The following is a 24002-nucleotide window of genomic DNA, read 5'->3' on the forward strand; positions in this document are numbered from 1 at the left end:
ATTTAGTTAGGGTAAGCCTTTAGCATGACTATTACTCCCCATCGTTCCACAACCAGCAACGAGCGCAACTGTAAGGATTTTAATTATAAGAGACCGATTTCCCAAATTATTCGGGAGCGTTTGGAAAGAGAGAACGTATCCTACTTTGCCAACGACTCGATTGCCGAATACATCACTGAAGCAGAGCGGGAGCTACTCAAGCAAGAAATTGAGGAGAAACTGCAAAGTTTGTTTGACTCCCTCATTATCGACACGGTCAACGACCATAACACCAGGGAAACTGCCCACCGCGTTGCCAAGATGTATGTAGATGAGGTATTCAAGGGCAGGTACCACCCCATGCCCAAAATTACAGACTTCCCCAATGCTAAGGAACTAGATGAAATTTACACTCTGGGACCGATTACAGTCCGTTCTGCCTGTTCCCACCACTTTGTCCCCATCATCGGTCACGCCTGGGTGGGGATTATTCCCAGCGATCGGGTGATTGGCATCTCCAAATTCAACCGCATTGTGGATTGGGTGATGAGTCGTCCCCATATTCAGGAAGAGGCAGCGGTGATGGTGGCAGACATCATAGAAAAGCTCATCAAGCCCAAGGGGTTGGCGTTTGTCATCAAAGCACAGCATATGTGTATGTCCTGGCGGGGGGTGAAGGAGCCTGAAACCAAGATGATTAATTCCATTGTGCGGGGTGCTTTCCGTACTGATCCCCATGCCAAGAAGGAGTTTTTTGATTTAATTCGTGCCCATGGTTTCAATGACCGTTGTTAAAGCTATATGCCTGCTGTTGCTGGTGGGGTTATTAACTCTCCCGCCAGTTTATGGAGCAGTTAACGACGACAAGTACGATGGCAATATCTTTGTACTGTACGGGGGTAATGGCTCCCTAGTACCCCCCAGGGTGACCTTGCAACAGTCGATCGGAGAATTACACCGTCCGGCTTTGCTGTTTTTCTATGTGGACGATAGTGCTGACTGCAAGCGGGTGACCCCCCTACTGAACCAAGTCCAACTTTATTATTCCAAGCTAGTGAGCATTATCCCGATCAATGTAGACAGCCTAATTGCCGACAAGACGACAGCTCAGTACTACGGTGGTTTCGTACCCCAGTGGGTTCTAGTAAGCACCGACAGCCAGGTAGTGTATAATTACGAAGGATTGCCAGAGCCAGCGGATTTAGATAAAGCGTTGCGCTCGGTGGTAGGCATTGACACTCCTAGTCCTATGGCAAAGCTAAAAAATGACTCCCCCTTCTTCAACGAATTCAACCGCTGAGTTAGAGAACCTCTATCGCAACTTCGGCATCCCAACCCTGCAATACCACCTATTCCTCTGTGCAGACCAAACCAAGCCCAAGTGTTGTGACAAGGAATTGGGATTAGAAGTGTGGGAGTACCTGAAGCGGCGGATTACGGAGCTAGGGTTGGAAAAAACTGTTTTTCGTACCAAGGCAAACTGCCTACGCCTCTGTCTCAAAGGTCCAATTATGGTAGTCTATCCCCAAGGGGTGTGGTACCATAGCGTCACGATCGAAGTAATTGAGCGCATTTTACAGGAGCATATAATTGGTGGCAAGCCTGTAGAAGAATTTATTATCCATGGCTGAGTTTCGGCGGACGGGGATTGGTTGGGAGATTAACAAACTACGCCGCCACTTCAACGAATGGTGGGAAACCGTCACCCGCTTCTCTAGTGCTAACACTACCTACGACCCTCTGCCCCTTTGGCTATCCGAATTACTAACTGGTATTGCCTGGGCAATGTTGCTGGTATTCTTGGCGTGGTTAGGATTAAAACTCTATCGACTGGGGCGCAACTATTGGCTGGAGAGACAAAGAAGAATTATGGCAGTAGGCACAATCATAACGCCCCAGAAGGGAGTAGCAGAACTGCTAGGGAAGGCTGAACTAAATTTGCAGCAAGGGGACTATGCCGCTGCCTGTCGCTATCTTTATTTAGCTTTATTACAGTTGCTACACGATCGGGATATTCTTCCCCAGGAAGCCAGTCGTACCGATGGGGAATACCGTTTATATTTACGCCAAAAACGACTACAACCCCTCACTGATTTTCTGACTATTATTAACCTCCATGAACGTCTACATTTTAGTAATAGCAGTACATCGGAGCAGGAATTTATCGATTGCAAAAATGCCTTCGATCGGGTAGTTAGTCAGCTATGAAAAACAAGCGGTTGTGGATAGTAATTGGCATCATTGTGGCAACCCTTGTTATAGCTACAGTTCTATTTCCACCCCGCAACACTTTGCAAACAGGTTCAACTTATAGTAAATTCCCAGATGGCTATGGCGCATGGTATAGGTACATGAAAGACCAGGGCTATGACATAAAACAGTGGCGCAAGTCTGAGGCAAAATTCCTAGAAAATCCACCCAAACAAAATGCGACTTTAGTGCGGGTCTATCCTGAGCTTAGCTATGGTTACGTTATAGACAAACTGGTAGATTGGGTCAAGGCTGGAAACTGCCTAGTGATGGTGGGATTATTTGCCCCTGCTAGTAATGCACCATTTGATTCCCATTTTGCGACGAACCAGGGTCTAGTAAAAGTAGAAACAAAACGACGCTTACCCCTAGATAATTACCAGTATTACACTTATTACCGCCTTCCCACAATAGAACGAGCACTAACCATAAAATCGCAGCTGCTGCTAACAGATAAGTTCGGTGCTGTAGGTGTAGATATATCCTTAGGTAAAGGTCATTTAGTTTACATAGTTACGCCTTACTTAGCAGCAAATGCCTATCAAGATTGGCAGGGCAATTTTGCTTTCCTAGCTGAGCTAGTGCGGGCTAAGACTAACCAGATTTTCGTAGATGAATATCTCCATGGCTACATGGACAAGGAGGAGTTAAAAGAGGAGCGCAATGTCGATGATTGGCTCAGTTATTTAGCCCAAACTCCCGTTGCTGTGATGGTATTACAGTTGGGATGTATCCTGTTATTATTGATTTGGGCAAACAATCGCCGCTTTGGCAACATTATTCCCCTCTTTCCCCCAGTGAAAAATAACAACCTAGATTATATCAATGCCCTTAGTGAAGTCCTGTTTAAGGCTGAAAGATACGAATTTCTCGTCGATAAAATTGCTAGAGCAGAACAAAACTATCTACAACAAAAATTGGGTCTGGGCTCTTCTCCACTCTCTCTTGGGGAACTAGCAGAAACTTGGAGTCAAAAAACTAAACGTCCCCCTCAAGAACTGCTAGGAGTTCTACACTTTAACCGATCGGTAAGTGACATCAAGTCTATTTTCAACTGGCTCAAACTTTTATTTGCGTTAAGAACCCAGCTAGACTAGCAATACCCTCGCTATCATATCTAGAGTGGTTAAATGAGCCTATATGTTGAGTGCCAAGGAGTTAATCGATCGGTACAAGCAAGGGGAGCGTAATTTTGAACAGAGCAAATTCCATCGCGCCAATTTTTCCCACTGCTGCCTGCACGGCATTGACCTCAGTGAATCAATCCTATGTCACTCCGATTTTTCCCATGCTGACCTGCGGGGAGCAGACCTAGGCTGGGCTGACCTCTCCTGTGCCAATTTGGAAGGAGCAGACCTCCGTGGGGCAATTTTAACCAGAGCAGATTTGAGTCGGGCTAACTTACGGAATGCAGATTTGCGCAAAGCCGACCTCAGCCTTGCTAAGCTAGACCACGCCCATTTGGAAGGAGCTAGATTTGAATAAATGGAACCGGGCAGAGTCGAACTGCCGTCCGCATTAGCGCCTAGCCGCTTATTCCTTCACAGGCTTAGTTACCGTAACCCTGGTAACTGGGACTACCCCTTATCCCCGGTAGTAGGGATGCTCCTGCTAGTCTTAGGTAGCTGTCCGCAGAAGAAGAGCAACTACCGCATCCGTTGGGGTTTGCCCAATAGACTTAACGGAGTCGCCTACTGAGCCTCGAGATCGCTGTCTTGGATCCTTAGGCAGCTACTGCAGCTGCTTTACGAGCAAAGGGTACGATGTTGTTTGCACTTATTTTTTTGAGCTTTGATTTACGAGAGACACTCCCTCTCGACCTGCCTCATAAGCGAGCTTCTACTAACACGTCGAAACCGTTACGGTCCCACTTAACATTATAAGCTACCGAGCTAAGATCTGGTATTGGAATTTCTCTATGACCACAAGTTCATGCCCAGGAAAGAGCCTACTCACACAACTCGATCTGGTTCCATCTAAACTAGGTTCATCTACCGTGCCCCTCTAAGTTTGGTTACCTTCTGGGCGGGTAGTATCTGAAGTTGGAGTGCATCCAGTTTTATAGTTGGGGAGTAGATGGCTGGTTCACTCCCTGGCTGGTATTGGTCGACTTGCCTAAATTTTTAATATGCAATACTATCTTTTCTTTGTGTTTAATGTCTGCAGAGGCGGGTTCGGAAAATCTATGACGACAGTAGGAGTAATCGGGGCAGGACAGCTAGCTATGATGACGGCAGAAGCCGCCCGATCGTTATCTATTCCCCTCGCTATTTTACCTAGTTCCCCTACTGATCCTGCCATTCCTGTAGCCGACTACGTAGCAAAAGATTTAGCAGATTTAGCTCAACGATCGTCTGTTATCACATTTGAAAATGAGTTTTGCAGTTTAGAGGAATTGCGTGGATTTGCTGATCGGGGAGTAAAGTTTTCACCTGACCTCAGATGTCTAGCGATTTTAGTCAACAAATATGAACAGAGACAATTTCTCCGTCATTACAATCTGCCGACACCTTTGTATGCCCTGCTAGATGACTACCTGCAACAACCTAATCCGTGTTTTCCCGCCGTAGCCAAGCTTTGTCGTCAGGGTTATGACGGTAAGGGTACGAAAATCGTCAACACAAAAGATGAACTAGTTTCCTATTGGGCAAGCACAGGGAATGCAAGTATAATTGTGGAACCTTTTATCCATTTTCAGCAGGAACTAGCAATTATGGTAGCCCGATCGTTAAGCGGGGAAATTAGTCTTTTTCCCGTTGTGACAACACAACAAATCGACCAAGTATGCCGTTTTGTTATTGCACCTGCTAGAATCAGCAATAATATTCTAAGCCGCATTAATGAAATAGCCACCACGATCGTGACTAGCCTCAACTATGTAGGCATTTTGGGCATTGAATTTTTCCTAACTGATGACCAAGAAATTCTCATCAATGAGATGGCACCCCGTCCCCACAATTCAGGGCATTACACGATTGAAGGTTGCCTCACATCTCAATTCAGTCAACTGTTGCGATCGATTTTAGGCATGAATTTAGGTGCAACTGATATGACTGCTCCCGTAGCTGTCATGGTCAATTTGTTGGGGCTAGATATAACAGACAAACAATACAAAGATAGGCTACAGCAAATACAGCAATTTCCCCGCGCCTATCTCCACTGGTACCATAAACAACCCCGATCGGGGCGCAAACTTGGTCATGTCACCATCCTTGCCGATAGCTACGACCAGGCATTAATGACTGCCGCTGCTGTTGAACATCTCTGGTACGCCCAGACTAGCTAACCAGTCCAGGATATAGGGGGGAAGCGGAGACCGCTGCCGATTAGCACGATCGATGCAACAATGGCGCAAACTACCCTGGGCTTTTAACTCCTCACCAACTTTAACCTGGTAGAAAGTGACAAACTCCGCAAACCCCTCTGGTTTTCCTGTCAGTTCTATTGTTAACAGGTCACCACACAGGATTGGTCTAACAAAACTCATTTCACAGTTGGTGATGGGAAAGGCGAGAGACTCCCCTGTAAAGAACTCCACCATATTCACACCCCTAGTACGCAGGGACTCCTCATAGGCACTATGACAAAAAGCCAAGACATGGGCAAAATAAACAACACCTGCCCCATCGGTATCGGCAAAGTAAACCCGGCGATAACAGATAAATCCCATGGCGACAATTAAATGATTTCTCTAAAAATACAATCAAAATCAGGAATAGCTACAGAGGGAAAAGTTTATGGTCAATGTAATTAGACGGAGCCAGATTATCGGTCTGATGTCCTTAGATACTAGTACAGCTAGTCGGTTTGCTACCGTAGAAGAAGTGTGGACAGATAACCATGGCAGAGTAGTTTGTTTCTCCAGTGGCAGCGGCTACATTCCCCTAGAACAGGTGGCAACGATCGGCATCGATGCCCTTCTCACCTACTCTGATCTTTTGCTAGAGGCAGTGGCAAGTAGTAGTCCCCTTTATCGTCGCCTGGTACGCCTACCCAGCGGAGAATCGATCGGGTGGATTGATGACTTTCTGTTTGACTGGGAGACGGGGGAAATAGTGGCCTACATCCTCGCTGGCAAAATAGCAGAACCCTGGGGGGGCAAGGCAGTGCTCTATCCGGAAGACATTGCCACGATCGAGGCAGAAGCCGTCGTCATCAAAGAAGAGGCACCGCAAAAACTCAAAGGCGAGGGGGAACTACAGCAATTCCTCAGTGAAAAATCCCAGCAAGTACGGCGTGTAGTGGGGCAGATGGTCAACAAACTGCGCTCCCTGATTTCTGCCCAAGACAGTCCTGAGGTAGTAAGGGTAAAAATTCGACAAGTACGGGATGACCTAGCCCAGGGTACCACTGACCACAATTTGCTAGAGGAAGCAGCTAGTTTTCTACAAGAGAAGTGGCAAGCCCTGCAGCAAAGCATCACCAGGACAGCGAGCAGAATGGAGAATGCCCTCCAGCAAGCCTGGCAGAAATTGACAGGCAAGCCCTAATCCCAGGGCAGGTTTTGCAGTTGGGGAAGCAGTTGCGCCAAGGCCCGGGCACGGTGACTGATTTGCCCCTTGAGGGCGGGGGACATTTCCCCAAAGGTCAGTTGGTATTGGGGGACGTAAAATATGGGGTCATAGCCAAACCCCTGGCTGCCCTTGGGCGTATGGACAATCTCTCCCTCACAAGTACCGAGGGCTTCCGCCACAATCTGACCCTGGGGATCAGCCACGGCGATAGCACAGACAAAACGGGCAGAGGAAGGGCGATCGCCCAGTTCTGTCAACAGTCTGCTAATCCGTTCTGCGTCCGTCCGTCCATAGCGAGAGGAATAGACCCCAGGGGCACCCCCCAGGGCATCTACCTCCAGTCCGGAATCGTCAGCGAGGGCAAAACAGTGGGTGGCAAGGGCAGTATGTGTGGCTTTGAGGCGGGCATTTTCCATAAAAGTTTGTCCCGTTTCCTCAATCTCCAAGTGGTCAGGCTTGGGGAATAACTCTAATCCCAAGCCCCGCAGATACTCCTCAAATTCTCTGACCTTGCCCTTGTTGCCACTCGCAATAACTAGCTTGCCCATCTCTCCCTTCTATGCTGAGAATATACTATCGTTTATTCTTGACACTATGGGGCAGGTTTTACAGGCACTGGTAGATGGGATTGCTGTCGCCAGTATTATGGCTCTGGCGGGTGTGGGTTTGACCTTGACCTACGGCATTTTGAAATTTGCCAATTTTGCCCATGGTGACTTGCTGACCTGGGGAGCCTATTTCACCCTCCTGGTGACACCTGTGGTGGGCATATATGGGGCAATACCTATTGGTTGTGTGCTGGTAATTCTACTCACCCTGGCTATCGATCGCACTCTGTGGCAAACTCTGCGGCAGCAGCGGGCAACGCCAACTACCATGATGATTGCCTCCATCGGTCTGGCTCTTGTCCTGCGGAATTTGATCATTTTGGTGTGGGGGTCAGGTACCCAATCCTACGGACTACCGATTTACCCCGGCATAGAGTTGTTCGCGGGAGTCACAATTACGCCCATACGGTTAGTGGCGATCGGACTGGCAATCATGGCGATCGGGGCAGTCTACTACCTACTGCAGAATACCAAGATTGGCTGGGCAATGCGGGCAGTAGCAGATAATGCGGAATTAGCTCGTGTGTCGGGGATTGCTGTCGATAGAGTAATTACCTGGACTTGGGTTTTGGCGGGGGGCTTGACAGCTTTGGGGGGAACTGTCTATGCCCTGATTACGGCTCTCCATCCCAACTTAGGTTGGTTTTTGGTAGTCCCTCTCTTTGCCAGTGTAATTTTGGGTGGCATTGGCAATCCCTACGGTGCGATCTTGGGAGCACTAATCATTGGTGTTGCTCAGGAATTGGGCACTCTTTTGATCAATACGCAGTACAAACCTGCCATCGGATTGGCGATAATGATTCTAGTCCTGTTGTTCCGACCGCAAGGATTGTTTAAGGCATGAATCCCCTCGATCGGCAGGTAAAGCGCCTACTAGAAGAAGCCCCCCTTCACGGTATTCCTGTCCCCGCTATGAAAATTATTGCTAATGTATTGCGGACAGTTGCCGATCGCCTAGAGTATCCTACCTACACTATTCTCACTGCCAGTAATGGCGGTTGGCTGCAGGTAACTCTTAGTAATCGACAGTTCCCTGAACTAGAAAAAAAAGTAGTGTATGCCTACCCCTCCTACGGGATGGCAAAGGCAGAGGCTAATAAATTGGTACAGATGGAACCTGTCTGCCAGGATTTCGGCACGATCGACTTACTGTTTCAACTATTGGGACTAGCAGAAGTTGATAGCCTGATTTTTCTCAATCACGCCCAGTCAGGCAAGGAAATCAACCGTCGGGAACTGTACAACCTCTGTCAAAAACACCTGCAATCAAACATACACTTGGCTTAGTAGCTCCTGTGCTTCCCCTAGAGATTGATAGATAACAGCACGATTCCGTCCTGCTTTTTTTGCTCTATACAGACATTGATCCGCCTGCTCCAATAAAGTTGGAGCATCAGCCAAGTTATCAGTACTAGCTAAACTGGCACCAATACTAACTGTGACAGGAATTAAGTGATTACCGATAGAAAATCTATGGTGGGAAACAGTATTTAGAATTCCTTGGCAGAGGATGATCATTTCTTCCTCAGTGATATTAGTTGTAACACAGACAAACTCCTCCCCCCCATAGCGGTAGATAAAACTATTAGCAAATATGTTATTCTTTAAGCGACCTACTAATGCCTGAAGAATTTGATCTCCTACCAGGTGACCATAGTTATCATTTATCTGTTTGAAGTGGTCAATATCAATCATTAAGACTGCTACCGTTCCTATTTCTCCCTGGGCTAAGTCATCTAACAATTTAGGTAAAGCTTGGTCTAAAGCACGGCGGTTGAGGGCATTAGTCAGGGCATCAGTTAAAGAGAGGGATTCTAGCAATTTGTTCTGTGCCTGTAATTGTTGATTTGTTCGCAGGAGGGATTGGGTGAGTAAACTCAACCGTAAGCCTGCCCTTACCCTTGCCCGCAATTCCGAGGGATCGAGGGGTTTAGCTAAAAATTCATCTGCCCCCGCTTCTAGCCCCGCTACTCGATAGGTCATGTTGGCATAGGCAGTCACTAAGATAAAGTAAATCATGCTTAGCTCTGGATGTTCAGCATTTGCCTTGACCCGCTGGCACAAAATTAGCCCGGAAATATCAGGCATACACCAGTCACTGATGATGAGATTGGGCGGATTAGTCAAGATGATTTGCCAAGCAGTTTCCCCCCTGTCTGTTACCTCTATGTCGTAGCCGTCTTCCTGCAGATAACGCTTAATAAGCCGACGGGCACTGGGGTCATCCTCTACGATCAATATGCGGGGCTTGATGCCAGATTGAGCTAAGTTGTTACGACGATATATTTGTAAAATTTCGGGCGGAATCGGGGATTTAGCGTTGAGCATAGGGTAGGGGCTAAAATAATAAGAAATATTACTGGAAATTCGGCTTTGTACGCTATAGAACAGTGGGTTAATGCCTGGATCAGGATAGGGTTAGGGTCGCCCCTAGCTCTCCTTTTCACTTTTGCGGCAGGTGCCTTGACCAGTTTCACTCCCTGTACCTTGTCCATGCTGCCGATCACGATCGGCTATTTAGGGGGGTTTGGCAGCCAGCGTCCCTGGAGACAGTTGGTCTTATTTGTGTTGGGTTTCTCCACTATTTTAACGTTTCTAGGATTGGCGGCGGCGCTCCTGGGTAAGGTATACGGACAAACGGGGTGGGGTTGGTCTCTGGTAATGGGGGCAGTTGCGATCCTCATGGGTCTCAGTTTGTTAGAGGTGGTGCAGTTACCCCAATGGCAGGGGATGCCCTGGGAAAAATATGTCCCCCCTGGACTGCGTTCCTACGGTGTAGGTTTGAGTTTTGGTCTAGGTAGTTCTCCCTGTTCTACCCCTGTCCTAGCGACGTTGCTTGCCTGGGTAGCCCAATCCCAAAGTTTGGTCTGGGGTGGTCTAGTCCTGTTTACCTACGCCCTAGGTGCCTGTCTGCCTCTGCTCCTAACTGGTCTGTTTGTCGTCAGCCTGCGGTCTCTGTTGGCACTGCGCCAATGGACTGTCTATATCAACTACGGCAGCGGGGTAGTTCTACTGGGCTTTGGTCTCTACAGCTTGTTGACGCACTTGTACCATTTCTACCGCTAATTCTACGGCACTAGCTAAACTGCGGTAATCAGCTATTCCCTTGCCTGCTATATCAAAAGCAGTGCCATGGTCAGGAGAGGTGCGCACAAAGGGTAGTCCGATCGTGCAATTGACGCATTCGGCAAAGGCGAGTAGCTTCATGGGAATTAAGCCTTGGTCATGGTACATGGCGAGATAGGCATGGGGAGCAGCGGTGCTGTCTTCATACCAAGCGCGTTTTGCCCCCAACCACACGGTATCAGGGGAAATTGCCTGCCCCTTACCTAACTTCTGGAGGAGGGGATTGAGCCAGTCCCTTTCCTCGCTGCCTAAATAACCCTCTTCGCCGCTGTGGGGATTGATGCCCACTACTGCCACCTGGGGTTGCCTGATGCCAAAATCCTGCCCTAGGCTGTGCTCTAGCAATGCCAATTTTTGTCTAATTAAGCCTGGATTTAGCTCCCTGGTTACTTGCCCTAGGGGAATGTGTACTGTTGCTAGGAGAGTCCGCCAGACCCAGCCCGTATGGGGAGAGCGCGCCACAAATAGCATGCCATAGTCCCTAACCTCCGATCGCTGTGCTAGCACCTCTGTTTGACCAGGAAAGTGGTAACCTGCTTTGTGCCAAGCGGATTTGGCAATAGGGGCTGTCACAATCCCCTGGAACTCCCCCGCTAATGCCCCCTTGATTGCCCGCTCTAGGTAGCGAAAACTACATTCCCCACTGTGGCTGTCCCCTTGCCCCCAGGTAATCTCTAGCCCTGTTGCTAGGTCGATAAAATCCACTTGTTCAGGATCGAGGAGGGGGGAATTAGCTGTGTCTCTGAGGTGGAGAAAAACGGCTTCTGCTTGACAGAAATCGCCAATCACCGTTATCTTGGCAGGTAATTCTCCTCTGTCGCCTCGGGAGCCTCGCCGACCGAGCACCTGAAACAAGTATTTTAAGACAATTTCTGTCCCTATCCCCGCAGGATCACCTAAAGTTATGGCAATGTGTGGCAAGTGGTTAGGCACGACTTCCAGGTTAAACGAGTGTTTAAGTTTGATCCTACAGGTTTCCCCGATCGGTCTGCCGTAGGTTAGTATTGATTTTCCCCTTGAGGAAGGATACCGTGGACATAACGCTAGAAACGCTGTGGAACCGTGTCCTGGAGGAGCTAAAGACCCAGGTGAGTCGTCCTGCCTATGAGACCTGGATTAAGTCGATCGTGCCGGAGTCTCTGACGGCGGAGGTATTAACTCTGCGGGTACTCCATTCCTTTGCTAAGATGTGGCTGACCCGTTACTATGCCAATAGTATCAATAGGATTGTGGCAGATATTCTCGGCTATCCTGTAGAAATTCAGGTGGTCTGTGGGCCAGAGGCGGCCGCCTCGGGAGCCTCGCCGACCGACGCCTCGGGAGCCTCGTCGACCGAAGCAGAAAAACCAGCAGCGGCAGTCAGTACACCCCCCCGCCGCCTCGGGAGCCTCGCCGACCGATCTCCACACCCTGGTCTCAATCCCAAATATACCTTTAGCCGGTTTGTCGTAGGTCCCAACAACCGTATGCCCCACGCAGCAGCCTTGGCGGTAGCGGAAGCCCCAGGGCGGGAGTTTAATCCCCTGTTTTTGTGTGGGGGAGTGGGTTTGGGCAAAACCCATTTGATGCAGGCGATCGCCCATTACCGCTTGGAAATTGTGCCCCAGGCGAAAATTGCCTACGTGTCTACGGAGCAGTTTACTAACGACCTGATCACCGCCATCCGTAAAGATAGTATGCAGTCCTTTCGCGAGCAGTACCGGGCGATCGATATGATTTTGGTGGATGACATCCAGTTCATTGAGGGGAAAGAATACACCCAGGAGGAGTTCTTCCACACGTTTAATGCCCTCTATGAGGCGGGTAAGCAGATTGTTTTAGCCTCCGATCGTCCCCCTGCCCAAATTCCCCGTCTGCAGGAGCGTTTGTGTTCCCGTTTTTCTATGGGGCTGATCGCTGATATTCAGGCACCTGACCTGGAAACCCGTATGGCAATTTTGCAAAAGAAGGCGGAGATGGAAAATCTCAAAATTCCGCCCGATGTCATTCACTACATTGCGACCCGTTACACTTCCAATATCAGGGAACTGGAGGGGGCATTGGTGCGGGTGGTTGCCTACATTTCCATCTCTGGGTTGCCGATGACGGTGGCAAATGTTGCCCCTGTTTTAACTCCCCCAAAGGAGCCGATCGAGGTATCCCCGGAGTTAGTCCTCAATACGGTCGTGGCAGAACTGAAGGTGAACTTGGAAGACTTGCAGGGAAATTCCCGCCGCCGTGAGATCAGTCAAGCCCGCCAAATTGCCATGTACTTGATGCGCCAGCACACCAACCTGAGCCTGCCCAAAATTGGGGAAGCCCTAGGCGGCAAAGACCACAGCACGGTTATGTATAGCTGCGAAAAAATCAGCCAACAGCTTGCCCGCGATGGGGAACTGTCCCAGTTAATCCGACAACTGAGCGATCGGATTTATATCCTCTCCCAAACGCAAAACCAGTCTATTCCCCCTGCAGGGTAGTGAGGGGTTGCCGTGCCACTATGTCCCGCACCGTTTTGTAGGCTTCAATAAAGGTACGGAAGGACTCCTGGGAAATTTTCTCGTCAATTAGGTCATAGCCGGCTTCCTGCATGATTTTATCTAGGCGATCGAGGGCTTGGGTGCTAGAGAGTTTCTTCTCCTTGGCTACTTTCAGGACTTCTGTGATGTAATGGTCGGCATTTTCCTTGCGCATGGCTTCCGCTTCTTTGAGGAGGAGTTCCTGTTGTAGAAGTTGTTGTTCTTTCATCTGTTGTATGCGCCGCTCTAGCACTTCCCTAGCGGTTTTGTAAGCCTCGTTAAAGGTGCGGAAGGATTCCTCCGAGATTTTTTCGTCTACAAGGTCGCGGGCAGCTTTCATAAAAATCCGATCGAGTTCCTGGCGGTTCTCCTCTGGGCTAGCGGTCACTTCATCTTGCATCAATTCCACGGCCACATCGATGTAGATGTCAGCCGCGTCCTTCTTCCCCCTGTCAATCCAGTTTTTCAGCTCCACCACCCATGACCACACCAGGAGCACAATAGTGATAATGAGTGCTACATAGTCAGCATTTTCCTGGATAAAGGAGGGCTTGTCTTTGTCGTAGTAGGCAATTGCGCCGGCGTGGATGGGAATGCCGGTACCACCGGTGGCACTGGGACGATCGATGCTGGTGACCAAAGGGCGCACATGGGCAAATTCATCGGGAATGGCTCTGGCGAGGTCTTGACGGCGTTCATATAAGACCCTGGTGATCACTTCCACGGTTTGGAAATCTGCGTCTTTGTCCGCTAGGAGGGTACGTTGGATCGCAATGGTGGGAATATCACTGGCGGGGATGGGGGGATTACCGCGATAGATACCTTGGGGAATGACAGTGGGGTTAAAAGCTGGGTACTTCGTCTGCAGTGCCTTGCCCTGGTCAATGGGGAGCATTTTACTGTTGGGGATCAACTCTACCACTGCTTTATTTCCTAGCGCCCGCACGAAAAAAGCGGCATCTGCTCTCCCTTCTTTGTAGGCTTGGTTGGCGGATTTCTGGTCTGTCCCTAGAAAGATAAAATTACCTTCCTCGTAACCAAAGTGGCGCGCAATTGCCACGAAAGTATCATACTGTCCGCCCTTGGGTTGCAGCGCAATGCGTTTCCCCTTGAGGTCCCCAAATCCTCTAATAGGAGACTTGTCGGGCACCAACAACTGGGCATAGTCGGTGTAAAGATTGGCAACTAAGCGGGCACGATCCCCGGCAGGAATATCCGCTTGGGCGGCGGCAAAGGAGACTTCCCCTGCCTGAAGGCGTTTGAGACTGTCGGAAGTACCTGCGGTTTCCACTACTTCGATCGTGAAGCGGGGATAATTTGCCTTGACAACCTGGGCTAATGCCTGGGCAATAATATAACTTTCCCCCGTGGTATTCCCAGCGGCAATTCTCACACGGCGGGGGCGGTTCTGCCAAATAATAAAACCGATCGTGGCACCGATGACACTAACTGTAATTACACCTAAACCAATACCAACGGCAAGACGAAAAGGGTTAATGTTTTTGGGTATGATCTGCACCATGCTCTTACCCTCTTGACTATTGCGATCCTATCGCGAATTTGATCATAGATATATATATGGTTATCTGGTGGCGACTTGTGAATACAGCAACGTCCACTCCTAATAATTGTCAGTGTCCACCAGGGGTACTCCACTCTAATTTCTGCTGGTGTACGGTGCAATAGATGATTCCCGCCTGGCTATTTCTGTAGTGAGATGAAGACGGTCTAGGTATTTCAGGTCAGATAACAGGACAAATTGCAGTAGTCCCACCGCCGAAATAGAGGTCAATTATCACTTCCCTACCGCACCTCTAGCTTGTCCCCCCTGGTCTGGGCAACTGTTGTCGCCGGTATTAATTCATTCCCCGTCGATACTAAATTGCTTAAACCATTGACTAACCGCCGTAAGTCTGACCGAAATTTGGGGTCACCCGTCAGCTCATTCAAGTCAGTGGTAATTTTTTGGGCATTGGCAAAAGTAGCACGGGCAGAATCTATGGTTTCCCGCAGAGCCACGATCGTGTTAGGGTCATTGGCAGTGTCAGTAATTTGCCGTAAATTGCGGGCGGTTTTAGCCGCATCTTCCGAGAGAGCTTGCAGATTGTCAATAAATTTACCGTTGTCCACTAAAGGTCGTACACCAGCAATCAATTTTTGGGTTTCCTTAGCAGTAGCACTGATGGAATCTAAGGTGTTAGCGAGACGCTGTTTATTTTCCACTATTAAACTGTCGGCGCTTTTAGCGGTCTTACTAATTTGTTGGGCAGCATCACTGATAGATTCCGCTGTTTTGCCAAAGGACTCGATCGTTTCTCCTAACTTATCGAAGGGACTGCGAATAGCATCAATGATACTAGAGGCCTGCCCTGTCAATTTCTCTACCCCCTGGGCCGCTCTACCTGCACTTTTAATCGTGGCGCTGAGATTTTCTAATATCTTCTCCTCCCGCACTTTACGCAACAAATCTGAACCTTCCTGTAACAAAGCTGTAAAACTAGGCCCTGGTTGCCCCGCCACTGTATCCCCATTACAAATCACTTTCTCTCGGTCACAGTCAGCACTCATAGGGTTAAATTCTGTCCCTCCCGTTAGGTCTTCCTGGGGCACAATTTGCACGATCGTGTTCCCCAAAATCCCCGTCTCCAAGGTACGAATACTAGAATTTTTGGGAATAACTAAACTGCTGTCAGTGATACTAATAATTACATCCACGCTGTTCGGCTTAGGATAAATCCTCTGTACCTTGCCCACTGGTACACCCCGATAACGCACCACTGCTCCCTCTACCAAGCCATCAGCCAAGGGAAATTGGGCAGTAAACTTAAATCCACTTCTGCCAAACTCTTTACCCCGCAACCACAAAATACCGACAATAGCGGAACTGACTGTCCCCAGAATAAACAGTCCCAACAGACCATCCCGTAGTAACTTTTTCTGCATGTTTAGACCTCCCTGCCAACAAATTGAATAGGTCCCTCTGTACTGCCTGAAAAAAATTGACGTAGGTAAGGATTATCCGCGCGATCGACCTCCTCTGTTGCCCCTTCCCATCTAATTTTACCCTGATATAAAAAAATCACGCGATCGCTAGTGCGTCGGATGGTACTGTGCTGATGGGTAACAACCACATAGCTGTCACAGACTTTTTGCCTAACCTTAAGGTCGCGGATTAAATCTTCAATAATGGTGGAAGCGATGGGGTCGAGTCCCGCTGTTGGTTCATCGTAGAGGAGAATTTTTTGGGCAGTTTGAGAACACCTTGGGTCTTCTGTAATGGCTCTGGCAAAACTCACTCGCTTGCGCATCCCCCCGGATAGCTGACTGGGATAGCGATCGAGAATACCCGTTAAACCTACCATTGCTAGTTTTTGTTCCACAATTGCTAGAATTTCCTTGGGCTTGAGACAGCCATTTTGCCACAAAGTAAACCCCACATTTTCTGCTACCGTCAGGGAGTCAAATAGAGCTGCCTGCTGAAATACCATGCCCACATGGACAGAATTACTGCCCCCCACCTGTGTAATTTTCTCCCCATTGAGCCACACCTCCCCCGCATCAGGTTCCAGTAAACCACACATGATTTTCAAAACCGTCGATTTCCCAGTCCCCGATGGTCCAATAATTGCTACTGCTTCCCCCGCATAAATGTCTAAACTAATGCCGTCTAGTACTACATTCTGACCAAAACTTTTTCTGACATCCCTAAGAGAAATGAGGGCAGCCATGATAACAATCGGCAAAGGCATACCCTCCAATTTTAACAAAATTCAATCCCTAAAAATCATGCTTGCCCAAATAATCAACTTTGCCTAGCTCTACCCCATTGTGGCGCAAAATAGCGTAAGCAGTTGTCATGTGAAAATAAAAGTTCGGTACCATGAAATACAGCAAAAAGTTAATACCGCTCACCTGCAGTGTCCTCTCCCGCGTGGGGAGGGCGATTTCTGTCGCTTCTTTGCCGTCGATTTGCTCTGGGGTCAGGGTCTCCATAAAGGCGATCGTGTCCTTAATCCGATCGATCAATTCACCAAAGGTCGTCTCTTTATCCTCGATAACAGGGACTTCTACGCCTGCCAGTCTGGCTGCACCCCGACGGGCTATATCTGAGGCAATTTGCACCTGCCGCACGAGGGGGAACATATCGGGAAATAACCGTGCTTGCAGCAATACACTAGGGTCAATCTTCTTTGCCTCGGCATAGGCAGCTCCTTTTTCCAGGATGTTAATCAAATTTTGCAGAGAACGCACCAAGGACTTCACTACCTGAAACATGGAAATCGGCATAACTCACCTCCAAGCATGCCCCGCTATTCTCCCCTCCCCCGTTTCCCTAAAATGTAAATTTTTATTACAAAATGTAACAATCTAGGGGGGGAAATTTGATCAAACCAAGGCGTATAATACCTTATGATTGGAGTAATCAAATCCCCATAATAAAAAGGAGTTTTTTAACGTGGTACTACCTCTTTTAGAATATGCTCCCTCTAGCCAAAACCAGCGGGTAAAAGGTTTTGAAGTGCCAGGGGACGAGCAACCCCGTATCTACTCTTCGGAAAATCTCCTGTCTCCCAGTGAAATGGACGAACTAATTGAGGCGGCATATCGGCAGATTTTCTTCCATGCCTTTGAGTCCGATCGGGAGCGGTTTTTGGAGTCCCAGTTGCGGGCAGGGCAGATTACGGTACGGGATTTCATTCGTGGGTTGCTTCTGTCTAACACCTATCGCCGTAGCTTCTACGACCTCAACAGCAACTATCGCTTTGTGGAACAGACGGTGCAACGGGTACTAGGTCGGGACGTGTACAACAACGCGGAAAAGTTGGCATGGTCGATCGTGGTTGCCCAGAAGGGGATCAAGGGGTTCGTGGATATGCTCCTCGACAGCGAGGAATACATGGAGAACTTCGGCTATGACAAAGTGCCCTACCAGCGGCGGCGGGTATTGCCTGGTCGTCCTACGGGAGAAATGCCTTTCAATATCAAGTCCCCCCGCTATGATGAATACTATCGGGCTAAGTTTGGCTTCCCGCAGTTTATTTGGCAGGTTACAGTCAAGAGCTTTGTGCCCCAGGAGAGAAAACTACGGGCAGGCGATCCTGCAGCTTTCCTCAACATGGCGCGGTCAATCAGTCCCAAAGCCAATTCACCCCAGCGTATTTCCGCCCAAAATATCGACTACGAACGTCTAGTTCCCCGTCGCCGCTAATTCCCAACCAAAAACTGACTGAGGGGCAGCTGCCCCTTTTATTTAGGCTTGAAGCCCAATTCCAACAAGGCACGATAGAGCTGGGCACGGGAAGGGACAGTGACAGGGGGTTCCAATTCCATTTCCCTGACAGTAGCAAGAATTTCCCGCAGGATTAAATCCAAAGTATTATCAGTAGCAGCAGCCACTCGCCCCTCGTAAGCCAGGCTGTAGAGTTCCAGGTGGTGTTTCCCCATAGCTTTTGCCAGTTTTTGTAGAGTTTCAGGGGTGGGGCAAGTGCCCTTAAAACAAGCTCCCCTTAAACGCGGCTGGGGTATACCTGCCAACTCTGCCAAACGATTCATACTCATTCCCTTGCTTTCCAGGTATTGCAGAATGTATTTGCCGAGGGGAGAACAGTCTTCTAATTTGACCTGTAAACGGGGGGGCATGGTAACAAAAACTACCCTGGTGGCTTTCCAGTCTAGCATTAGGGCACAGAGATAAAACTTAACAATCTAAAAGTGAGGGCTGTTTTACACTCAAACCAAAAAGGCAGGGAGTTTAATAACTATGTTTAATCATGTACTTTTAGGGATTGAGGGATCGGGGCGTGCCCGGGAAATGATGAATATGCTGCTACCGTTGCCCAGTTTTGCTCGCACCAAAATTACTTTGCTCCATGTTGTCCCCAGTCAAATCACTGCTGAAGGAGTAGAGGAGTATCGTCAAGCGGGGCAGAAGATTTTAGAGCGGGAAAGTGCTGCCCTCAAATTGGGAGCAGAGAACTCCTACACAACTATTTTGGCAGAAGGTGACCCTAAAACTGAGATCTGTCGTGTGGCAGATGAACTAAAGCCTGATTTTTTGATCATGGGTTCACGGGGTTTAGGCAGAATTCAGGCCATTTTGTCTAATTCTGTCAGTCAGTATGTCTTTCAGCTTGCCTCTGTACCCATGCTGTTAGTTAAAGATGATATTTACATCCAAACCATTAGACGGGTGTTGATTGCCCTCGATCGTTCTGCTGCTGCGCAAAAGTGCCTAGAGTTTGCCCTCAATTTTCTGCAAGGGACAAAGGATATAGATGTGTATGTTGTACACGTAACTAACAAAGAAATGGGTCAGGATGAGGTGCTAGCAGAAGCAGGACTGAAATTACAGAGAATGGGCTTCAGCGCTAAACTCCTGCCTCGTGTGGGTGAGACGGGTAAAGAAATTTGTGCCTGTGCTGAGGAGAACAACATCAACTTGTTGTTTTTAGCTTCCCCCGAGCGTCGTCCTTCCATTGCCAGGGGTTTACCTGACCTCGATCGGTTGTTGGGCAGTTCTGTTTCCGACTATGTAAGGGTTCATGCCCCCTGTGGCGTGATGTTGGTACGGACAGAAGAATAATCTGTTAGAATCTGGGAAGTTTAGCTAGGGTGCCCCTTCTATGAAAGTAGTTACTGTTTACCACAATAAAGGCGGTGTAGGCAAAACCACTACTGTCGTAAATTTGGGGGCAGGTCTAGCTAGGAGGGGGTATAGGGTTCTACTAATTGACCTAGATAGTCAAGCCAATACTACCTATGCTACAGGACTGGCGAAGTCTATCTATGAAGAGGATGATTACTTCATAGCTAACAACTTTGTTGCTCTCTTGGAAAACGTCTATACTGAGGTGAAGGATGTAACCATACGGGCATCTTATTCTTCCTTCCCTGTAGATGTTATTCCCTCTCATATTTCCACTACGGAATCAGAATCAGAACTTCAGGCTAAGGATGCTGCTTTGACGCAAATTAGACTACGCAAAAAATTAGAGTCAGTATCCTATGATTATGATTTTGTAGTGATTGATACTCCCCCTGCCATTGGCTTGTTTGCCAGAGTTGCCCTAGCAACCTGTGATTATCTGATAATTCCTTCTGACCTAAGAGCGTTTGCTACCCAAGGCTTAAAAAATGTCATTAACTTTATGACAGGACTAAATGAATTTAGACAGGAGGTAGGTAGAACGGAGATTTTAGTATTGGGTGTCTTGCCCTCAAAAATTCCTACAAACCCTAAGTTCATAGAAAAAACCTTGCCAGGGTTAGAGGAGAAGGTAAGGCAGAGGTATAAGCTTCCCCTTTTTGAGACCAGAATATATGAAAGAACTGAGCTGGCAAAGTGTCTATCCAATGAGGTAATAATAACTGGAGAGACACCAGAGGACATAGCCTATGTTCCTGACCCTAAGTCGATATTTGACTACGCTCCAGATTCTAAATCTGTGGTAGAATTCAGCAGCCTAGTAGAGGAAGTTTTGCGGAAAGTTAAATGAAGAAGCTTTTGGTTAACCTAGTAGAAATTGATGCCATTCAATCAACATACAGTAGAAGCGAGTTTAATGAGCAAGAGTTAGAGAGAATTGCTAGACAAGTCCTATCTTGTAGGGGAGTTATAAACCCCATTCTTTTGAAACGCATTAACTTACTAAAATTTGAAGTTTTGGATGGTCATTTTGAGTATTATGCCGCCGTGAAAGCTAAAGAACTTGACCATACCTTCGATGAGGTGCAGGCTATAATTTTGCCTGAAGATGAAGCAGTGCAAGCAGCAATTATCGAGCAGTATAAAGAACTGAGGAAAAGCAAAAGTAATGGGGACTCCTATAGAGAGTTTTTCCTAGAAATCCAACAAACTCTGAGTCAAATCCAAACAGACATTCATGAATTAAAGACAGTCTTACAAGCTTTAAGTCAGTTGCAAGCAGATGGCAATAACCCGATTAAAAATCATATTACCAAAAAAGTTCTGCCACCACCTCCCTTGGATTACTCCAATTTGATTGACGCTATGAATACCCTAGACGAGAGGGCGCTAGAAGATAAATTGTCGTATTTTTATAAGGGACGTTATCCGAGAACACAAGCTAAAAAAGTAATAGATGCCAGGTGCCAGAAACCTTTTGCTACTGTGGAGGATTTACGCAGGATCTTTGGTAAAGACAAGCTGGCTGAGATGAGAAAAAACTGGGATAAGACTCACCCCTGACTCAAGTCACACTGCTATTTTAGCTATATGCTACGCTGGTATGTATGTGTATACGGGTTGAGGGAGAAATGCCGTGAACAGTTCTGAACAGAAGACCCCACGCCATTTACTCGTGATTATTGACCATCAGGGCAAGCGCACTTACAATTTGCAGGCAAGTATGTACTCCATTGGTCGGGATGAGAGCAATGCGATCGTCTTAAAATCGGACAAAATTTCCCGTCAGCACGCTATGTTGATTAGAATGCCTCTCCCTGATGGTAAGGGCTACCGCTATAAGATTCAAGACGGCAATTTAGAGGGTAAGAAAAGTGTCAACGGAATTACAGTCAACGGCAAACAGGTGGACTCGGCGGAGCTAAAGAACGGAGATATGATTGTGTTTGGGGGTGTGGCGCAGGCGGCTTACTACTTGAAGAATCTGACCGATCGGGAACTGGCTGATTACAGCAAGCAACCAGAATACAAAAGTCTCAAGGGTAAGATTACTGACCCAGAAAAGACCGTGGCTATGCTCGATGACGATTAAAGTCCTCCATTTGGCTGATATTCACCTGGGCAGTTTGGCTCATGGCAAGGTCAACCCCACCACTGGTGTCAATTCTAGGCTGGAAGATTTCACTCGCAGTCTAAGTTTATGTATCGATCGGGCAATCACGGAACCCGCTGACTTGGTTCTCTTTGCAGGGGATGCTTTCCCGGATGCGGTTCCCCCTCCCTATGTACAGCAGGCTTTTGCCCAACAGTTTCGCCGTCTTGCTGATGCCCACATCCCTACGGTTTTGTTAGTGGGGAACCATGACCAACATTGCCAGGGACTGGGGGGAGCCAGTTTAGTAATTTATCGTAGTTTGGGGGTACCTGGGTTTATTGTCGGAGACACGATCGCTACCCATACTATTTCTACCCGTGGGGGCAAAATTCAGGTGATTACGGTACCCTGGTTAACCCGATCGGCTTTACTGACCAAACAGGAGACCCAGGGATTATCGGTGGCCGAGGTGGGAGATTTGTTACTAGAAAAGCTAACGATTGTCCTAGAGGCAGAAATTCGCCGCCTTGATCCCAACCTGCCTACGGTGCTGTTGGGACACATGATGATTGACACGGCTACCTATGGTGCGGAGAGGTTTTTAGCGGCGGGCAAGGGATTTACGATCCCTCTGTCCTTAGTAGCCCGATCGGAATTTGCCTATGTTGCCCTGGGGCATGTACACCGCCATCAAGTCCTGTGTCAAGAACCACCAGTTGTATATCCTGGCAGTATTGAGCGAGTTGATTTTGGGGAAGAAACAGAGGAGAAAGGCTATTGTTGGGTAGAAATCAGTAAAAGACAGACAAAATTTACGTTTTGTCCCCTCCCCGCCCGCCAGTTTCGTACTATTTCTGTAGACTTGACCAATTCTGAGCAGCCCCTACAGGAGTTGTTAAAAACGATCGGGGAACACAATATCACAGACACCATAGTGCGCCTGCGCTACCAAATCAAGCCAGAGCAAGTTTCTTCTCTAGATCAGCATCTGATTCACCAAGCCCTTGCCAGTGCCCATACCTACAAAATTATTGCGGAAGTGCAGGAAACTCGCCCCCGCATTCGTCTGCCTGATTTGACGCCAGAGCAAGTCCTTGACCCCCTCTCTGCCCTGAAACATTATCTGTCCAAGCGAGAAGATTTACGGTCTTTAGAATCTGACCTTATCAGTGCTGCGCAGACTCTCCTAGAACCAGCAGGGGGGCAGCTCTCCCTGATTTAATTATTGTTTCCTGGAAATAGAATCTGACCTTCCCCTATGATAAAAGCAGGTTAAATCATGTCGACCATGGGACGGGCAGTAGCTCTCAGTGTAGTCATATTGTTAAGTGGGTGCGTTCTCACTCACCCCCCTAAGCCCTTTAAGGATGAAATGCCTATTTCTCGCCCGATTGCCCACCTAGAACAGTCCCAGGCAACTCAAGTTTTATTCCTCAACAGCAAAACCCCTAAGACAACTACAGGAGGGATTGCCCTCCGATCGGGAGAAATCGTGACAACTGACAGCCAAGGCACAGCCCAAATTCAGTTCCACAATCGCACCCGCAGTCGCCTTGCCCGCCAGACCGAGGTAAAACTACAATCAGCCCAGAGCTTGGCACTCAGACAGGGAAGCATCATTGTTGATAGCCCTGACTTTTTCCAGGTTAACACCAAATTTGGACGAGTCACTGCCACCAATGCTACTTTTTATGTTGAGACCACTCCTGCTCCCTGGCAAAGCAGTCAAATCGTGGTTCTGCGCGGCCAAGTAGAAAGTTTTATTCTCAACTCGGAAGGCAAGATTGTTATCAAAGGTGGAGAAGCTGTTACTATTACCCCTTTGGGTCTTCCCTGGAAAATTTACCAGCTCCAGGCAAAAGACCGTCAGTATTGGCTACAGAAAATTAAACAATTGTTTAAGTTCAGTGACCGTCTACCCGTGGAAGTAGTTTTCCATGCTCCCCTACCTACCCCCAAGCCCAAGCCAAGTCCTACTTTCCGCCCTGATTCCCCCTTTGTAGAAGCAGCATCGGACTCCTACTACTACTCACCTCCTCCTACATCCTACGAACAGGAACCCTACTACGACTACGCTCCTCCCCAACCCGTTGTCAGAGCTGCTCCCCCCCCTCAGGTAGCTCCCCCACCACCGGAACCAGCACCACCCCCCCCTGTAGTATATGAACCACCTCCCCCAGAGCCAGAGGTGCCCCCCGTTCAGGTGCCTGTAGCACCAGAACCACCGCCGTTGGAGCTGCCAGAACCAAGTGAAAACACTGAATAATTTGATATTTCTGTTGCGCT

The 24002-nt window shown here is 48.3% G+C and carries 28 protein-coding genes and 1 other RNA gene; 19 read left to right on the top strand and 10 right to left on the bottom strand.

What is annotated here, in order from left to right:
- Positions 1 to 24 precede the first annotated feature (24 nt).
- Genes NZM01_07650 through NZM01_07675 form a run of 6 tightly spaced genes read left to right on the top strand, consistent with a single transcriptional unit; the run spans position 25 to position 3714 of the window.
- The gene (locus NZM01_07650; GenBank protein ID MCS6959908.1) at positions 25 to 774 is read left to right on the top strand and encodes a GTP cyclohydrolase I; all 750 of its coding nucleotides are present in this window, start codon (positions 25 to 27) and stop codon (positions 772 to 774) included.
- Positions 761 to 1279 (top strand): thylakoid membrane photosystem I accumulation factor, encoded by a 519-nt coding sequence (locus NZM01_07655; protein ID MCS6959909.1) that lies wholly within the window; start codon positions 761 to 763, stop codon positions 1277 to 1279. Before NZM01_07650 ends, NZM01_07655 begins: the two co-directional genes overlap by 14 nt.
- Complete coding sequence (locus NZM01_07660; GenBank protein MCS6959910.1) at positions 1245 to 1610, top strand: ferredoxin; 366 nt, start codon at positions 1245 to 1247, stop codon at positions 1608 to 1610. The genes NZM01_07655 and NZM01_07660 overlap by 35 nt, the downstream gene beginning before the upstream one ends.
- Complete coding sequence (locus tag NZM01_07665; protein ID MCS6959911.1) at positions 1603 to 2187, top strand: hypothetical protein; 585 nt, start codon at positions 1603 to 1605, stop codon at positions 2185 to 2187. Before NZM01_07660 ends, NZM01_07665 begins: the two co-directional genes overlap by 8 nt.
- Entirely contained in the window at positions 2184 to 3326 is a 1143-nt protein-coding gene (locus NZM01_07670; protein MCS6959912.1) for a DUF4350 domain-containing protein, read from the top strand. The genes NZM01_07665 and NZM01_07670 overlap by 4 nt, the downstream gene beginning before the upstream one ends.
- A gap of 43 nt (positions 3327 to 3369) precedes the next feature.
- Entirely contained in the window at positions 3370 to 3714 is a 345-nt protein-coding gene (locus tag NZM01_07675) for a pentapeptide repeat-containing protein (protein ID MCS6959913.1), read from the top strand.
- Here NZM01_07675 and ssrA read toward each other — a convergent pair.
- Positions 3713 to 4098: a transfer-messenger RNA gene (gene ssrA / locus NZM01_07680) on the bottom strand. The genes NZM01_07675 and ssrA overlap by 2 nt on opposite strands.
- A gap of 316 nt (positions 4099 to 4414) precedes the next feature.
- On the opposite strand from ssrA, the gene NZM01_07685 reads away from it, so the two are divergent.
- On the top strand, positions 4415 to 5515 hold the full coding sequence (locus NZM01_07685; GenBank protein ID MCS6959914.1) for a 5-(carboxyamino)imidazole ribonucleotide synthase: 1101 nt from the start codon (positions 4415 to 4417) through the stop codon (positions 5513 to 5515).
- On the opposite strand, the gene NZM01_07690 is transcribed toward NZM01_07685, so the two are convergent.
- Positions 5465 to 5899: an acyl-CoA thioesterase gene (locus NZM01_07690; GenBank protein MCS6959915.1), complete on the bottom strand. Its 435-nt coding sequence runs from the start codon at positions 5897 to 5899 to the stop codon at positions 5465 to 5467. The genes NZM01_07685 and NZM01_07690 overlap by 51 nt on opposite strands.
- A 67-nt stretch (positions 5900 to 5966) precedes the next feature.
- Between NZM01_07690 and NZM01_07695 the strand changes: the two genes are divergently transcribed.
- Positions 5967 to 6719, top strand: a complete 753-nt coding sequence (locus NZM01_07695) for a photosystem reaction center subunit H (GenBank protein ID MCS6959916.1) — start codon at positions 5967 to 5969, stop codon at positions 6717 to 6719.
- Here NZM01_07695 and rdgB read toward each other — a convergent pair.
- On the bottom strand, positions 6716 to 7291 hold the full coding sequence (rdgB, locus tag NZM01_07700) for an RdgB/HAM1 family non-canonical purine NTP pyrophosphatase (GenBank protein MCS6959917.1): 576 nt from the start codon (positions 7289 to 7291) through the stop codon (positions 6716 to 6718). The two genes, NZM01_07695 and rdgB, sit on opposite strands and share 4 nt — an antisense overlap.
- A gap of 46 nt (positions 7292 to 7337) precedes the next feature.
- Between rdgB and NZM01_07705 the strand changes: the two genes are divergently transcribed.
- Complete coding sequence (locus NZM01_07705) at positions 7338 to 8195, top strand: branched-chain amino acid ABC transporter permease (protein MCS6959918.1); 858 nt, start codon at positions 7338 to 7340, stop codon at positions 8193 to 8195.
- Entirely contained in the window at positions 8192 to 8638 is a 447-nt protein-coding gene (locus NZM01_07710) for a hypothetical protein (GenBank protein ID MCS6959919.1), read from the top strand. The genes NZM01_07705 and NZM01_07710 overlap by 4 nt, the downstream gene beginning before the upstream one ends.
- Here the strand turns inward: NZM01_07710 and NZM01_07715 are convergent.
- Entirely contained in the window at positions 8618 to 9679 is a 1062-nt protein-coding gene (locus NZM01_07715) for a diguanylate cyclase (GenBank protein ID MCS6959920.1), read from the bottom strand. The two genes, NZM01_07710 and NZM01_07715, sit on opposite strands and share 21 nt — an antisense overlap.
- Before the next feature lie 45 nt (positions 9680 to 9724).
- On the opposite strand from NZM01_07715, the gene NZM01_07720 reads away from it, so the two are divergent.
- A complete protein-coding gene (locus NZM01_07720) occupies positions 9725 to 10417 on the top strand; it encodes a cytochrome c biogenesis protein CcdA (GenBank protein MCS6959921.1) in 693 nt (230 codons plus the stop codon).
- On the opposite strand, the gene pdxA is transcribed toward NZM01_07720, so the two are convergent.
- Positions 10361 to 11410, bottom strand: coding sequence for a 4-hydroxythreonine-4-phosphate dehydrogenase PdxA (pdxA, locus tag NZM01_07725; protein ID MCS6959922.1), 1050 nt, complete (start codon positions 11408 to 11410; stop codon positions 10361 to 10363). The genes NZM01_07720 and pdxA overlap by 57 nt on opposite strands.
- 98 nt (positions 11411 to 11508) lie before the next feature.
- Here pdxA and dnaA point away from each other — a divergent pair, with 98 nt between their 5' ends.
- Positions 11509 to 12936, top strand: coding sequence for a chromosomal replication initiator protein DnaA (dnaA, locus tag NZM01_07730; GenBank protein ID MCS6959923.1), 1428 nt, complete (start codon positions 11509 to 11511; stop codon positions 12934 to 12936).
- On the opposite strand, the gene NZM01_07735 is transcribed toward dnaA, so the two are convergent.
- The 4 genes from NZM01_07735 to NZM01_07750 all read right to left on the bottom strand — a co-directional run bounded on the left by NZM01_07735 (position 12917) and on the right by NZM01_07750 (position 17262).
- On the bottom strand, positions 12917 to 14497 hold the full coding sequence (locus tag NZM01_07735; GenBank protein MCS6959924.1) for a TAXI family TRAP transporter solute-binding subunit: 1581 nt from the start codon (positions 14495 to 14497) through the stop codon (positions 12917 to 12919). The genes dnaA and NZM01_07735 overlap by 20 nt on opposite strands.
- 281 nt (positions 14498 to 14778) lie before the next feature.
- A complete protein-coding gene (locus tag NZM01_07740) occupies positions 14779 to 15918 on the bottom strand; it encodes an MlaD family protein (protein ID MCS6959925.1) in 1140 nt (379 codons plus the stop codon).
- A 2-nt stretch (positions 15919 to 15920) separates the two neighbouring features.
- Positions 15921 to 16703, bottom strand: coding sequence for an ABC transporter ATP-binding protein (locus NZM01_07745; GenBank protein ID MCS6959926.1), 783 nt, complete (start codon positions 16701 to 16703; stop codon positions 15921 to 15923).
- A 49-nt stretch (positions 16704 to 16752) separates the two neighbouring features.
- A complete protein-coding gene (locus tag NZM01_07750; protein ID MCS6959927.1) occupies positions 16753 to 17262 on the bottom strand; it encodes a DUF1993 domain-containing protein in 510 nt (169 codons plus the stop codon).
- A 169-nt stretch (positions 17263 to 17431) separates the two neighbouring features.
- Between NZM01_07750 and NZM01_07755 the strand changes: the two genes are divergently transcribed.
- On the top strand, positions 17432 to 18184 hold the full coding sequence (locus NZM01_07755) for a phycobilisome rod-core linker polypeptide (protein MCS6959928.1): 753 nt from the start codon (positions 17432 to 17434) through the stop codon (positions 18182 to 18184).
- A gap of 38 nt (positions 18185 to 18222) precedes the next feature.
- On the opposite strand, the gene NZM01_07760 is transcribed toward NZM01_07755, so the two are convergent.
- A complete protein-coding gene (locus NZM01_07760) occupies positions 18223 to 18654 on the bottom strand; it encodes a helix-turn-helix domain-containing protein (protein MCS6959929.1) in 432 nt (143 codons plus the stop codon).
- Between the two features lie 82 nt (positions 18655 to 18736).
- Here NZM01_07760 and NZM01_07765 point away from each other — a divergent pair, with 82 nt between their 5' ends.
- The 6 genes from NZM01_07765 to NZM01_07790 all read left to right on the top strand — a co-directional run bounded on the left by NZM01_07765 (position 18737) and on the right by NZM01_07790 (position 23982).
- On the top strand, positions 18737 to 19558 hold the full coding sequence (locus tag NZM01_07765) for a universal stress protein (protein MCS6959930.1): 822 nt from the start codon (positions 18737 to 18739) through the stop codon (positions 19556 to 19558).
- A 40-nt stretch (positions 19559 to 19598) separates the two neighbouring features.
- Positions 19599 to 20471, top strand: coding sequence for an AAA family ATPase (locus NZM01_07770; protein ID MCS6959931.1), 873 nt, complete (start codon positions 19599 to 19601; stop codon positions 20469 to 20471).
- Complete coding sequence (locus NZM01_07775) at positions 20468 to 21184, top strand: hypothetical protein (GenBank protein ID MCS6959932.1); 717 nt, start codon at positions 20468 to 20470, stop codon at positions 21182 to 21184. The genes NZM01_07770 and NZM01_07775 overlap by 4 nt, the downstream gene beginning before the upstream one ends.
- Before the next feature lie 73 nt (positions 21185 to 21257).
- Positions 21258 to 21713, top strand: a complete 456-nt coding sequence (locus tag NZM01_07780; protein MCS6959933.1) for an FHA domain-containing protein — start codon at positions 21258 to 21260, stop codon at positions 21711 to 21713.
- On the top strand, positions 21703 to 22938 hold the full coding sequence (gene sbcD / locus NZM01_07785) for an exonuclease subunit SbcD (protein ID MCS6959934.1): 1236 nt from the start codon (positions 21703 to 21705) through the stop codon (positions 22936 to 22938). The genes NZM01_07780 and sbcD overlap by 11 nt, the downstream gene beginning before the upstream one ends.
- 66 nt (positions 22939 to 23004) lie before the next feature.
- Positions 23005 to 23982 (top strand): FecR domain-containing protein, encoded by a 978-nt coding sequence (locus NZM01_07790; protein MCS6959935.1) that lies wholly within the window; start codon positions 23005 to 23007, stop codon positions 23980 to 23982.
- The last annotated feature ends 20 nt before the right edge of the window (positions 23983 to 24002 follow it).

Source organism: Pseudanabaenaceae cyanobacterium SKYG29 (assembly GCA_025055675.1).
In the GTDB taxonomy this organism is placed as follows: domain Bacteria; phylum Cyanobacteriota; class Cyanobacteriia; order Pseudanabaenales; family Pseudanabaenaceae; genus M5B4.